11 protein-coding genes and 1 pseudogene are annotated in these 13,499 nt (G+C 72.8%); all 12 read left to right on the top strand.

Translation table 11 applies throughout. The annotated features are described in order from the left end of the window. Positions 1–190 (top strand): annotated as a pseudogene (locus tag ACWDS7_RS22260) (hypothetical protein); the annotation flags it as partial. Between the two features lie 137 nt (positions 191–327). Then, positions 328–1,152 carry a nucleotidyltransferase domain-containing protein gene (locus tag ACWDS7_RS22255; RefSeq protein ID WP_451930815.1) on the top strand — a complete coding sequence of 275 codons (825 nt, stop codon included), beginning with the start codon at positions 328–330 and terminating at the stop codon, positions 1,150–1,152. After that, positions 1,149–2,063, top strand: coding sequence for a TauD/TfdA dioxygenase family protein (locus ACWDS7_RS22250; RefSeq protein WP_451930814.1), 915 nt, complete (start codon positions 1,149–1,151; stop codon positions 2,061–2,063). Before ACWDS7_RS22255 ends, ACWDS7_RS22250 begins: the two co-directional genes overlap by 4 nt. Before the next feature lie 108 nt (positions 2,064–2,171). Then, positions 2,172–2,735, top strand: coding sequence for a hypothetical protein (locus ACWDS7_RS22245; protein WP_451930813.1), 564 nt, complete (start codon positions 2,172–2,174; stop codon positions 2,733–2,735). 2 nt (positions 2,736–2,737) lie between these two features. Next, entirely contained in the window at positions 2,738–3,445 is a 708-nt protein-coding gene (locus tag ACWDS7_RS22240; RefSeq protein ID WP_451930812.1) for a cupin domain-containing protein, read from the top strand. Further along, on the top strand, positions 3,442–4,524 hold the full coding sequence (locus ACWDS7_RS22235) for an alpha/beta fold hydrolase (RefSeq protein ID WP_451930811.1): 1,083 nt from the start codon (positions 3,442–3,444) through the stop codon (positions 4,522–4,524). Before ACWDS7_RS22240 ends, ACWDS7_RS22235 begins: the two co-directional genes overlap by 4 nt. After that, the gene (locus ACWDS7_RS22230) at positions 4,521–5,768 is read left to right on the top strand and encodes an MFS transporter (RefSeq protein ID WP_451930810.1); all 1,248 of its coding nucleotides are present in this window, start codon (positions 4,521–4,523) and stop codon (positions 5,766–5,768) included. The genes ACWDS7_RS22235 and ACWDS7_RS22230 overlap by 4 nt, the downstream gene beginning before the upstream one ends. Before the next feature lie 51 nt (positions 5,769–5,819). Then, positions 5,820–7,565, top strand: coding sequence for a non-ribosomal peptide synthetase (locus tag ACWDS7_RS22225; protein ID WP_451930809.1), 1,746 nt, complete (start codon positions 5,820–5,822; stop codon positions 7,563–7,565). Then, positions 7,562–8,797: an ATP-grasp domain-containing protein gene (locus ACWDS7_RS22220; protein WP_451930808.1), complete on the top strand. Its 1,236-nt coding sequence runs from the start codon at positions 7,562–7,564 to the stop codon at positions 8,795–8,797. The genes ACWDS7_RS22225 and ACWDS7_RS22220 overlap by 4 nt, the downstream gene beginning before the upstream one ends. A 2-nt stretch (positions 8,798–8,799) precedes the next feature. After that, positions 8,800–9,567 (top strand): hypothetical protein, encoded by a 768-nt coding sequence (locus tag ACWDS7_RS22215; protein WP_451930807.1) that lies wholly within the window; start codon positions 8,800–8,802, stop codon positions 9,565–9,567. Then, a complete protein-coding gene (locus ACWDS7_RS22210; RefSeq protein WP_451930806.1) occupies positions 9,558–10,310 on the top strand; it encodes an SDR family oxidoreductase in 753 nt (250 codons plus the stop codon). The genes ACWDS7_RS22215 and ACWDS7_RS22210 overlap by 10 nt, the downstream gene beginning before the upstream one ends. 42 nt (positions 10,311–10,352) lie before the next feature. Continuing rightward, on the top strand, positions 10,353–13,445 hold the full coding sequence (locus ACWDS7_RS22205) for an AfsR/SARP family transcriptional regulator (protein WP_451930805.1): 3,093 nt from the start codon (positions 10,353–10,355) through the stop codon (positions 13,443–13,445). Positions 13,446–13,499: the final 54 nt, after the last annotated feature.

Raw genomic sequence — 13,499 nt, 5'->3', positions numbered from 1 at the left:
CGCCGCCGGCATCACCCTCGTGCAGGCGGGCTGGGTGCTCCGCCTCTTCCTGGCGGAGGCGGGTGTCCTGCCCCCGGCCTCCCTGCTGCCGCTGTCCGCCTGCCTGGTCGTCCTGGAACTGGCGGCCGACCTCCCGCGGCGTGCGCTCCCGGCCGGACCGCTGCCCGTACGCCTCCATCCCGCCTCATAGGCGATTCATAGCGGCTCCATAACACCCTCTGCTCGAATGATCCGCGACGTGAAGATCGCGAACATGCCTTGCCGCACGTGACGGCACCCGTCCCTCGCCGGACAGCCCCGCACGCAAGGACTCCCAGGAGGTGTCCATTGGATACGACAGCAGAGCCCATCATGCATGCCCGCGAACGGCTGGACGAGCTGTTCCGCAGGCCCGGATTCGAGATAGTGCGCCAAGCCGCCTCAGTCGCATTGGTCGGCTCCTGGTGCCACGGCCTGGCGGATGAGTTCTCGGACGTCGACGTCTTCCTCTACGTTCCCGACGACCGGTATCCGGCCGCGGTCGCCGCGGCGGTCGAGGACGGTCTGGTACAGCCCGGCGGTGACTGGACCGTCTGGTACCGGAAGCCGTACGACGTCGCGTTCAAGGTCTGGGCGATGCGCGAGCTGCGTGACGAGATCGTCCGCGAGCCCGTGATCGCCGCCTCCTACCTGAAGAAGGCCGAGGTGTGGCAGGACCCGGGCGGGCAGTTCAGCGCCGTCGTCGACGCGCACATGGCGTCCTTCGCGGCCACCATGCCTGATCTGATCAAGAGCCGGAGCCACTGGCTGCGCATGCGCATCAAGCATGCCAAGCTGGCCCGCGACCGCGGCCTGACCGTGACGACCGACCTCGTCCGCGCGGACTTCATCCGTGGACTGTACGAGATCTCCTTCCTGCTGGAAGGAGTCCCCTTCTGCCACCTCAAGTGGTTGGAGGCCAGATCGACGGCGGAGACGGAGCTGGGGCGGTCCTTGCAACCCGTCATCAAGGACATCCTCGCGGCCGACGCCTACGAGCCGATGGTGGCGAGAATGCGGGAGGCGTATCTCCTCACCCGCGAGGTCGCCATCCGGCTCGGCGCGCAGGACCCCACGCTCACCAACCCGCAGGGCGACATCATCACCCGGGTCTTCGAGGCGGACTTCCTGTGAACGCTCTGATCTTGAACGAGCCCGGGCGGGCGCAGATCGGCCCCAGAACGCTGCGCAGGCTACCGGAGGGCTGGCCGCGCCGGCCCTGCGAACGGCTGCAGATCTGCCCGGTGGGCCCCCTGATCGGAGCCGAGATCACCGGGGTGGACCTGGGGGCGCCACTCGATGAGGAGCTCAAGGCCGAGCTGAGAGAGGCGCTGCTCGAATGGAAGGTCATCTTCTTCCGCGGCCAGCGCATGACCAGCGCGGACCAGCGCCGGCTGGCCGAGGTCTGGGGGAGGGTGGAGACCTTCCCCTTCCTGTCGAAGGGCGGATCGCCGGACGTCGTCCGGTTCGCCAAGCATGAGGAGCGTCCTGGCCTGGAGAACACCTGGCACTCGGACGCCACCTGGCATCCCACTCCCAGCATGGGGGCGGTGCTGCGGGCCGTCGAGGTGCCGGTGGGCGGCGGCGGCGACACCATCTGGTCCGACGTCGCCGCGGCCTACGACAACCTCGACCCCGAGCTGGCCGCGTTGGCCGACGGCCGCGAGGCGGTCCACCATTTCGACTGGCTCTACTCCCGGCTGGGGCTCCTCGAAGGCGAGGCGCTCGACAGGGCGCGGGCCGACTTCCCGCCGGTGCGCCATCCGATCGTGCGGACCCATCCGGTGACGGAGCGCAGGGGCATCTTCGTCAACCGGGTGTTCACCGAGGGCGTCGTGGGGCTGGAGCCCGGCGCGGCCAGGGATCTCATCGACAGGCTGTGCCGGCACGTGGAGACGCCGGAGTATCAGGTGAGGTTCCGCTGGGAGCCCGGCTCCGTCGCCGTCTGGGACAACCGCGCCACCCAGCACTACGCGGTCAACGACTACTACCCGGAACGGCGGGTCATGGAGCGCATCTCCATCGTCGGCGACCGCCCGCGCTAGGCGTCGCCGTATTCCACCTCGGCCGAAAGGCCGACGCGACATCATGGGGGACAATTGTCGTCACATTCCATCCTGTGTGACTGCCGTTATCAGGAGTTCGTCGGCTACGTGCGGCGATCCGGAGCGAAGCGCATCGCGACGCTCGGTCCCGAGCGGACGAGCAGCGAGCTGGCGGCGGATTACATCCTGGAGCGCTTCCTGGGCGCCTCCGGCGGGTCGGTGAATCTGTACCCGAGCTTCGAAAAGGCGTTCGACTCGGTACTCGCAGGTCACGACGACCTGCTCGTGGTGCCGCACGCGTACGGGAACATCAACTACTTCTACACCGAGCCGCGAGCGGCCGTACGTTACATCTTCCTCCACGAGACTCCGCCGTACGGGCTCGTGACGAGGAGGGGGAGAGCCGCGGGGGACGACGCCCGCTTGACCGTGGCCTGCCACTCCGCGGTCCTGCCCCTGCTGGACCGGATGCTGGAGCGGGCGGGTCACCGCGGCGCGGAGATCACCGTTATGGACGCCTCCTCCAACAGCGTCGCCGCGCAGTCCGTCCACGACGGGCTCGCCGACATGGCGATCACCAACGGCAGCTCCGCCGACCACTACGACCTGGAGTTCACCGCGGTGCACGGCCCTCTGGACCTCAGCTGGACCGTTTTCTCCGGAAAGGACTGACCATGACCGTCACGACGATGTTTCCCCAGCTCCGGTCGGTGGAGCTGGCCGAAGGGGTGCACGCCCGGGTCTTCGCCGCAGGAGAGACCCTGGTGCAGGTGGTGGAGATCGCGCCGGGCGCGGTCCTGCCGCCGCACAGCCACGACGAGGCGCAGGCGGGCATCTGCGTCTCGGGCCGGCTGACGCTGCGGATCGGGGAGGAGGAGCGGGTCATGGAGCCGCTCCGGACCGCCTACATGATCGCCCCGGGCGTGCCGCACGCGGCGCACAACCCGACCGCTGAGCCGACCGTGTCCATCGACCTGAAGCGGCTGGTCGACCGGCCCTGCTCCAGCGGCTTCATCGAACTCGGCGACCGGAAGAAGACGAAACTGGGGCTGTTCAACGAGTTCTTCGTCGGCGACTGGTTCGAAATCATGATCAGCACGCTGGAGGCGGGCGGACACATGCCGGATCACCGGCACCGCCACGAGCAGATCGGCTACGTCATCCGCGGAGCCGGCTACCGGATGACCGTCGGCGGCGAGGAGCATGAGCACGGCCCGGGAGACGCCTACTACGCGGCTCCGATGGTGAGCCACAGCGCGGTCAACGACTCCGCCGAGCCGAGCCTCAACTTCGTGGCCTTCCTTCCGCCCCGGTACCACAAGCCCGCGGGCGACGGCTCCCCCCGGCTCGCCTCCGTCCCGCCGGCGGGAGAGCCGGCGTGAGGCCGCACGCCTTCGAGACGGGCGTCGCGGAGCGCGGCCGTCGGGCGCCTCGAGACGAGTTCGAGCTTGAACTCCTGGTCATTCTGCAGGACCTGCTGAAGCGGGACGACCTGGGCATCGAGGACGACTTCTTCGAGCTGGGCGGAGATTCCCTGCTCGCCGCCGTGGCCGTCGCCCGGCTCAGGCGGCACTTCGGGATCCCGCTCGAACCCGGCGTCGTCTATCGCAGCCCCCGGCTCCTGGACCTGGCCGGGGTGCTCCGCGGCGGCGGCGCGACCGCTCCCCAGCCGGTCCTGTTCGATCTGAGCCGCAGCCCGGCGGACGGTGCGCCGACGCTCTACTGCGCGCACGTCCTTGCCGGGACCGCGGTCAGATACCTCCAGCTCAGCCAGCGCCTCGGAAGTGACGTCACCGTGTGCGGCGTCCAGTCGCCCGGTCCCGGCCGCGATCCGATGCCCGCCGCCTCTCTGAGCGAGATGGGCACCCGGTACGCACGCGAGATCGTCGCTCGTGACCCGCATGGCCCCTACCACCTGGCGGGCTGGTGCTTCGGCGCGTTCGTCGCCCTGGAGATCGCGCACGCGCTGCGGCGTCAGGGCAGGACGGTCGCCGGCCTCACCATGATCGATCCGGCCACCCGCGAGGGGGAGGAGGAGGCCGACGAGGTGGCCGAACTGTTCCCCGCGCTGTGGACGATGGTCGACAGCCGGGAGCACTACCTGTCCCTGCCCCCCGCGCAGCGGATCCGATACATGCTCGGCTGCGGGCTGCGCAAGGGGCGGATCCCGCCGGGCACGACCGCCGAGATGCTTCTCGGATACCTGTCGATCCGCAGAGCGCACGCCGCGGCCATGGACGCCTACGAGATCACCGAGCGGTATCCGGACGAGATCGAGGTCGTCTACAGCACCGAGCGGAGCCCCCGCTACCGCGAGCGCTTCCTCCACGAGTGGAGCGGGATCGCCGCCTCTCTCGTGCTGACGCCGGTGCCGGGCTCGGACGCGCTGGCCGAGCCCGGCGTGTCCGGCCTGGCCGAGAGGCTGCTGCTGACCACGCGCGGAGCGGGAGCCTCTCGTTGAGGTCCCTCCTCGAACGGGCCTTCGGCGATCATCTGGCCGGCAGGCTCGTCCTGCAGGTGGGCCTCACCTCGATCGGGACCGGATTCTTCGTCGCCGCCGGCACCGTGTTCACCATCAAGCACCTGCACCTCTCGGTGGCCCAGGCGGGGGCGGGGCTGTCGGTATCGGGCGTCGTGGCGCTCGTCACGGGAATCCCGCTGGGGACGGTGGCGGACCGGATGTCGCCGCGGCGGCTGTGGCTCTGGTCCATCCTGGTCAAGGCGGCCCTGTTCGCCCTGTACCCCTTCGTCACCGGGTTCGCCGGATTCCTCGCGCTGATGGCCGCCTTCGGCGCCGCCGAGTCGGCCGCCGCGGCGGGGCGCAGCACGTACACGCTGGAGGTGCTGCCCCAGGAGATCCGGCTCAAGGCGCAGGCGCACATGCGGGTCGCCTTGAACGCGGGCATCGCGGCCGGCTCCCTCGGGGCGTCGGCCGTACTGCTGCTGGACTCGCCGCAGGCATACGTCGGCCTCGCCCTCGGCAACGCCCTCACCCTGCTGCTGGACGCCTGGTTCATCGCCAGGCTGCCCGACTCGGAGCGGGCCGGGGGAGGGCCGCGTCCCAAGGAGCGGCAGGCGCTGATCGGGGACCGGCCGGTGCTGGCGCTGTCCCTGCTGTCCGGCTTCCTGGCGACGAACAGGACGGTGCTCGCGCTCCTCCTGCCCGCCTGGGCGATGGAGATCACGGGCGTGCGGCCTTCGGTCGTCGCGGCGTTGTTCACCCTCAACACCGCGATGGTGATCCTGCTGCAGGTGTCTTTCGCGCGAGGAGCCGACGACGTGCCGGGCGCCGTAGCCCGACTGAGGCGCGCCGCACTCGCGCTGTGCGCCTGCAGCCTGGTGTTCGCGGGCACGCGGTATGCCGCCGATGGGACCGCAGTGGCCCTTCTGGCGGCCGGGACCGTCGCCCTGACCTGCGCCGAGCTCTGGCACGTCGCCGGATTCTGGGGGCTGTCGAACGGACTGTCGCCCGCCGGGGCCCGAGGTGCCTACCTCGCACTGTTCCGGCTCGGGGACAACGTCGAGAAGGTCGCCGCCCCCGTCGCCCTCGTCGGCCTGGTGTTCGCCCTGCACGTGTGGGGCTGGCTGCTGCTGGCCGCCGCCTACGCGATCGCGGCGGCCTGCGTCCGGCCGGTGACCGCCTGGGCCGAGCGGACCGCACGGACCGTCCCGGCGGCACGCCGCCCCCTGCTCCACGAGACCTGACCCGCCGGGCCCGCGCAGGTCCGTCTCACCCATCGCCTTCAGGAGAACCTATTGTCACGGCATTCCACACCCGCCGCCATCCTCCGTCACGCGCGGGACTTCCCCGAACGGATCGCCATCGTCGCCGGGGAGGAGGAGCTGACGTACGCCGGTCTTGTCCGGCAGGCGACCGGCTGGGCCGCGGCCATCCGCCGCGCCGCCGCCGGCGATGGGACGGCGCGATCCCCCGAAGGGCCGGTGGCCGTCCTGCGCAACCGTGACCCGGGCACCGTGGCCGCGCAGCTGGGCGCCTGGCTCGCGGGAGCGACCTGCCTGCCGATGGATCCCGACACCCCGCGCGGCAGGGTCGAGGCCATCATCGCCGGGGCAGGCGCGTCCGCCGTCGTCACCTGCCCCGACCTGGCCGGTCGGGTGCCCGCCGGCGTCCCCGTCCTCCTCGGACCCGCCGACGGAGCCATGGACGTCCCGGCGATGACCGCCGATCCCGACGCCATCGCGTACCTGATCTTCACCTCCGGAAGCACAGGCGTCCCGAAGGGCGTCATGGTGGGCCATCGGAGCCTGGCCCGGATGCTCACCTGGCATCGGGAGAAGTACGGCACCGGCCTCCGGGACACGGTCTCGGCGTTCGCGGGACTGGGCTTCGACAGCTCCGTCAAGGAGATCTGGTCGGCGTTGTACGCCGGAGCGCGGCTGGCCCTGCCGCCCGTCGACGTCGTCCGGGACCTGGACGTGGTCCGCGCGACGCTGGCCCGGCACGCGGTGACCCAGTGCTTCCTCACCACGGCGCTGGCCGAAGAACTGCTGTCCGAACCGGGCGTGGCCCGCACGCTGCGGACGCTCATCGTGGCCGGGGACCAGCTCCGGCGCTGGCCGCACCCGGACTTCCCGGCCGCGGTGTTCAACGAGTACGGCCCGACCGAGGCAACGGTGGTCACCACCGTCACCGAAGACCTGCGCCGGGAGGTCCCCACCGGACTGCCGCCGATCGGGTCTCCCGTCGACGGGGTCGAGCTGATGCTGGTCGCCGCCGACGGCACCGTGATCACCGATGAGGGGGTGGAGGGGGAGCTGTGGATCGGCGGCGGCAACCTCGCCCTCGGTTACCTCAACGATCCGGAGTTGACCGCCGAACGATTCGTCCGCCGCGCGGGATCCACCTGGTACCGCTCCGGCGACGTATGCCTGCGGCGCCCCGACGGGCAGTGGCAGTTCGTCGGGCGGCGAGGAGGCATGGTCAAGATCCGGGGGTACCGGATCGACCCCGGGGAGATCGAGGCGGCGCTGCTCGACTGCGCTACGGTGTCGGCGGCGGCCGTCGTCGTCGCGCACGGCGCCACCGGACCCGTGCTCGTCGGATTCCACTGCGGAACGGCGACGGAGACCGAGCTGCGCGCCCGGCTCGCCGACCGGCTCCCGCCGTATATGACCCCGACCCGGTTCCAGGCCCTGGACCGCCTGCCGCTGACCTCGCACGGCAAGATCGATCGAGCCGCGCTGGTGTCCCGTGTGGACTGGACGGGCGGCGCCGCCCGTACGCCGACCGGCGAGACCGAGCACGCCGTCGCCGCCATCTGGACGGAGACGCTCGGCGTCGCTCCCGGGCCGCAGGACGACTTCTTCCGGCTCGGAGGCCACTCCCTCGACGCGGCCAAGGTCATCGCCAGGGTACGCGCCCAGCTCGGGATCCCGCTGGCCGCCGACTCGCTCTACATCCACCGCGAGCTGTCGGCGTTCAGCGAGCTGGCGGACCGCCTGCGCCGGAACGCCGGCCACGAGCTGGAGGGGACGCCATGACGCTTCCGGTGGTCCTCGTCGTCGGAGGCGTGGGGTCCGCCTCCCCGATGGAAGTCGCCGACGCGGCGGCCGGGCTCTGCCGCCCGCTGTTCGCCTACCGGCGCTCCGACCCCTCCGTGTCCACCCGGCTGATCGAGCTGTTCGAGTTGTTGGGGCCCGCGATCGACCTCGACGGCGCCGGCGACCTGCGGCGGCTGGGGGCCCGGGGCGTCGTCTCCTTCAGCGACGCGGGAATCGGCCAGGCCGCCGCGGTCGCCGAAGAGCTGGGCCTGGAGTACCACAGCCCCGCCACGGCCGCCGCGCTCACCGACAAGTCGGTGCAGCGTGCCGTGCTCACAGCGGCGGGAGTGGAGCCGACGCGGCACGCGCGGGTCGGCTCGCCGGCGGAGGTGGGGCCGGCTCTGCGCAGGGCCGGGGTGCCGGCGGTCGTCAAGCCGGTCTCCGGGTCGGGGAGCCGTGACACCTACCCGGTGGCCGATGTCCCGGCGGGCTCCACGTTGCTCTGCGAGCTGCTGGCCGCCCGGCCGGGGACGGCGTACATCGTCGAGGAGCAACTGGTCGGCGACGCGAGCGTGGCCGGCCCGGCCTGGGGTGACTACGTCTCGGTGGAGACACTGGTGACCGGTGGCCATCCCCGGCCGCTGGCGGTCACCGGCCGGCTGCCGCTGGAGTCCCCGTACCGGGAGGCGGGCTTCTTCGTCCCCTCGACGCTGAGACCCGAGACCGCCTCGGCCGCAGCAGAGCTCGCTCATCGGGCGATCCGGGCCCTGGGCGTCAGGTCGGGGCTGGTCCACACCGAGCTGAAGCTCACCGCGACGGGGCCGCGCGTCATCGAGGTCAACGGCAGGCTGGGCGGTTTCGTGGCGCCGCTGCTACGGCGGGCCACCGGCGCCGACCCGGTACGGCTCGCCCTCGCCGCGGCGCTGGGTACGGCGACGCCGCGCACGCTGTCCTACTCCTGCGTGGCGTTCCAGCGGCTCGTCCTGCCGCGGGCCGGGGCGGTGCGGGTGACCGCCGTCCGGGGGGTGGAGGACCTCGGGCGCGTGCCCGGCGTGGAACAGGTCCGGATCTCCGCGCTGCCCGGCGCGGAGGTCGACTGGAGAGCGGGCTACCACGGCAACCTGGGCCTCGTCGCGGGCGCGGTGGAGAGCCACGAGCGGCTGTCCGCCACTCTGGACGAGATCGCGCGGGTGCTCCGGGTGGAGTACGCCTACCCGGCGGAGGTGGGGTAGGCGTGCTGGTCATCGAGCCTCCGGCGACGATCGTCCGCTTCGAGTTCTCCACCCGGACGCCGCCGGCATCCTTCCGGCCGCTCAGCGACCGCTTCGGGGCCCGCGTCGACCATGTCGTGGACCCTCTGGAACATCCGGGGCTGCACGAGGAGGTGGTGCCGGTGGACGCCCAGGCCCGCCACTGGGCCGGAGCGGTGCGGTCCTTCGGCGGACCGCCCTATCTCCTGTTCGGCCACTGCTCGGCCGTCTCCCTGGTGCGGGCCACGCTGAGGCGGCTACCGGCGCACGTGAGCGGCCGGGCCATCGTGTTCGACCCGTCCGTCCCGACCGCCGCCACCGTGGCGGACCTCATGCGCGAGATCACGCGGAAGTACTGTGCCGACACCGGCTGGGTCGAGGAGATCATCCCGTCCGCCTGGCCGGGAGCGGCCGGGTTCCCGGCCGAGTTCGCGGCGGGGCTCGCGCGGCGCCTGCTCGCCGAGCACGACCTGCCCGCGGACATCGCCGCCGATCTGGCGGCGCGGCAGGCGCGGTGGATCTCCTACTGCGCCAGCGCGAGCGTGGAACCAGGTGACGAGGAGGACGGGGATCGGATCGTGGCGGTGCTCACCGACGAGGCGGGGGAGTGGCGCGGCGCGGCAGACGCGGTGATCCGCGTCGCGGGCGGCCTGCCCGCCGCGATCGGCTCGGCCGAGCTGTACCGGCGGCTCAGCCACGGCAGGGCGCCGGCTCGCCGGCCCGACGGGCCGGAGGGCGAGCCGTGGACCTGAGGCTGGCCGGGCGGGTGTACATCGTGGGTGGAGCCTCGCGCGGGCTCGGCCGGGCGACAGCCGAGGTGCTCGCAGCCGAGGGGGCGCACGTCGTGCTCGCCGCGCGCACCGCGGGCGCCGCCGAGCAGGCGGCCGTCCGGCTGCCCGGACCGGGCCGCGGCATCGGCCTGCAGGTCGATCTGTCCACGCCGGGGGCCGCGACGGTACTGGTCGCCGCCGCCCTCGACACCTTCGGGCGACTCGACGGGGCACTGGTGAACGCGGGAGGCCCGCCGCCGGGACGCGTCGAGACGGTCACCGACGAGCAGTGGAGAAGCGCCTTCGACGAGGTCTTCCTCGGACCGGTGCGCCTGATGCGCGCCGTCGCGGGCGGCGTCGGCCCAGGCGGCTCGATCCTGGCCGTGCTGTCCACCGCGGTACGCGCCGGGATACCGAACCTGGACGTCTCCAACGGCCTGCGCCCGGGGTTGGCCATGGTGGCCAAGTCGCTGGCCGATCAGCTGGGGCCGCGGGGGATCCGGGTCAACGGCCTGCTGCCGGCCTGGATCCGGACCGACCGCACCGCCGACCTCGGGCGGCCGGGGCCGGTCGGCGGCGTGACCATCCCGGAGGATCTGCCGCTCCGCCGGTACGGGGAGCCCGAGGAGTTCGGCCGGGTGGCCGCCTTCATGCTCTCACCGGCGGCCTCGTACCTGACGGGAACGATGCTCGCCGTGGACGGTGGCGGGTTGCGGGCTCTGTGACTGTGGTGGCGGATCGGCGCCGATCGCGCGGGCGGAGCCGATATGGTGATCACCATGGGGGCCCGCGGGGTGGAGTTCAGGATCCTGGGCCCGTTCGAGGCCGTGGCGGACGGGCGGGCGGTGCGGCTGGGCGGGCACCGCGCCCGGGCGGTCCTGGCCATGCTCGCAGTGCACCACGGACAGACGCTCACCATCGAGCGCCTGGCCGCGATCTGGGGCACCGACCCGCCGGCCACCGTGCGCAACCAGGTGATGATCGCGATGGCTACGGTACGCCGGGCGCTGCGAGAGGCCGGCGCCGAGCCGCAGCTCATCGAGACCATGGGTTCCGGTTACCGGCTGTGCGGTGGCCTCGTCGACGTGCAGCTGGCGGAGAAGGACGTCGAGCGAGCCCGGCGGGCGGCGAGGGAGGGCCGGCCGGCCGAGGCGAGCGACCTGCTGGGCCGGGCGCTGGCGTGGTGGCGCGGCCCGGTGCTCGCCGATCTGGATCTGCCGGAGGTGGAGGCCCCCGTGAGCCGGTGGGAGGAGCTCCGGCTGGTCGCCCTCGAAGAGCGGGCCGAACTGGAGCTGACGCTGGGCCGGCACCGCGACCTGACCGGCGAGTTGGCGGCGCTCCTCGCCGAGCAGCCACTGCGGGAACGCCTGCGCGGGCTGCTCATGCTGGCCCTCTACCGGTCGGGGAGGCGCTCCGACGCGCTGGAGGTCTACCGCGCCGGGCGGACCCTGCTGGCCGAGGAGCTCGGGCTCGACCCGGGGCCGGAGTTGCGCCGGCTCGAAGCGGCGATCCTCACCGACGACCCCGGCCTGGGCGCCCCGCCGCCGCAGCAGGCGCAGCCGGCTCCGGCCCCCGCCGAACTGCCGTCCGACGTCATGGGCTTCGTGGGGCGCGAGCGCGACCTGGCCACGCTGCGGCGCTGCGGCGTTCCCGACGGCTCGACCACGGCCGTCGTGGCAGCCGTCACCGGGGCGGCCGGGGTGGGCAAGACCGCCCTCGCCGTGCGTTTCGGCCGCCAGATGGCCGGCGAGTTCCCAGACGGGCAGCTCTACATCGACCTGCGGGGCCACTCACTGCATCCGCCGATGGCGCCGCTGGAGGCGCTCACCCGGATGCTGGGCTCGCTGGGCGTGCCGGCCGAGCAGATCCCCGGTCAGGAGGAGGCGGCCGCAGGCCTGTACCGGTCGCACCTGTCGGGCAGGCGGATGTTCGTGCTGCTCGACAACGCCCACACGGCCGACCAGGTGCGGCCGCTGCTACCGGGCGCGCCGGGCTGCCTGACCCTGGTCACCAGCCGGGACGCGCTCTCCGGGCTGGCCGCCTCCCACGGCGTCCGGCGGCTCTCCCTGGGCGTGCTCGACCAGGCCGAGAGCCTGGAACTGCTGGGATCAGCGATCGGCGTTGAGCGCCCGGCGGCCGAACAGCGGGCAGCGGAGGAGATCGTCCAGCTCTGCGCCCACCTGCCGCTCGCCCTGCGCGTGGCCGCCGCCACCCTGGCCACCCATCCGCGCTGGTCCCTGGCCGACTATGGCACTGCACTGGCCGCCGGGCGGCTGGATATGCTCCAGATCGACGGTGACCTGGCGGTGCGCGCCGCGTTCGGCCTGTCCTACGCGCGGCTGCCGCTCCCCGCCCGGCGGCTGTTCCGGCTGCTCGGCCTGGTCCCCGGTCCCGACGTCACCGCCCCGGCCGCCGCGGCCCTGGCCGGCATCGACGTGTCGCGGGCCGAGCGGCTGCTGGATCGGCTCGCCGCCGCTCACCTTCTCACGGAGCATCAGCCGCACCGCCACACCTTCCACGACCTGCTGCGCCAGTACGCCGAGGAGCTCGCCCGGCAGGAGGAGGGCCTGGGGAGCCGCCATGAGGCCACCGAACGTCTCGGCGCCTGGTACCTGGCCGGAGCCGCCCGGGCCGCCGAGATCGCCTATCCGGCGATCACCCGGCTGCCCGCCGTCCAAGCGATCACCCGGCGGCCCGCCGCGCAGGCGCCGGACGGGCACGCCGGCCTCTCGCCGGGCCGGCGCGGCGCGGCCGTGAACTGGCTGCGGGACGAGCGCGCGAACCTGGTCGCCACCGCGGTCCACGCAGCCGAGCACGGGCCGCGGCGCCACGCGTGGCTGATCGCCGACACCCTGCGCGGCCACCTGTTCCAACATGTCGACATCGCCGACTGCGTCGCCGTCGCCGTGGCGGCCCTGCGCGCCGCCACGGCCGAGGGCGAGCCGTCCGGCCTGGCGGCGGCGCAGCTCTGCGCCGGCGCTGCCGCCTACCTGCGTTCCCACTACGACGAGGCACGCGCCGCCTACGCCGCTGCCGCGCACCACAGCGAACGGGCCGGATGGCCTCAAGGCACCTCCACCGCCCACAACAACGCCGCCTCCGCCTGTCATGATCAGGGTGAACTGCGGCAGGCCACCAACCATCTCGACGTCGCCCTGCGCGTCAACCGCGACATCGGCAACGTCTACGGCGAGACGAACGCCCTGAGCAACCTGGGCACCATCTGCCTCGAACTCGGTGCCCTCGACGAGGCGGAGCGGCACCTGCGCAGTGCCGTGGCACTGCACCGGACGCTGCGCGACAGCCCCCTGAGCTCCTCGCTGAACGAACTCGCGACCGTCCGGCGCCTCCTCGGACATCTCGACGAGGCCCTGACCCTGGCCACCGAGGCGCTCGCGCACGACCGTGCGAGCGGCCTGCCCGTGTCCGAGACCAAAAGCCTCGCCACCATGGCGGAGATCCACCGCGACGCGGGCCGTCTGGGCTCCGCCCTCGATCACGCGGTCGCGGCGCACGACCTGGCCGAGAACACCCGTCACGTCTACGCCCTGTGCAGTGCGGCGAACGTCCTCGGCACCGTCCATACGTCGGGCGGACATCACCGCGAGGCGGTGGAGGTGCATCAGCGGGCGCTCGGGCTCGCGACCGAGGCGGGCATGCCCTACATGCGGGTCAGGGCCCTGCTCGGACTCGCCCGCGCGCACCTCGGTACGGGCCGGCGCGACATGGCGCTCTCCTGCGCCGATGAGGCGCTGGAGCTGGCCCGCCCGATGGGCTACCGCCTCCAGGAGAGCGCCGCGCTGGCCGTGGCGGCGGAGATCGGCCGGGCGCGGGAGCGGAGCTCCACCCGGCCCTCATGACCGCCCGTCCGCCTGCTGGGCGACCTGCGGGTGCAACCGGCCTCCGTCGGAGCG

Source organism: Streptosporangium sp. NPDC003464 (assembly GCF_053588315.1).
The sequence above is the reverse complement of the archived record's forward strand: the minus strand, read 5'-3'. Positions and strand labels throughout refer to the sequence as shown.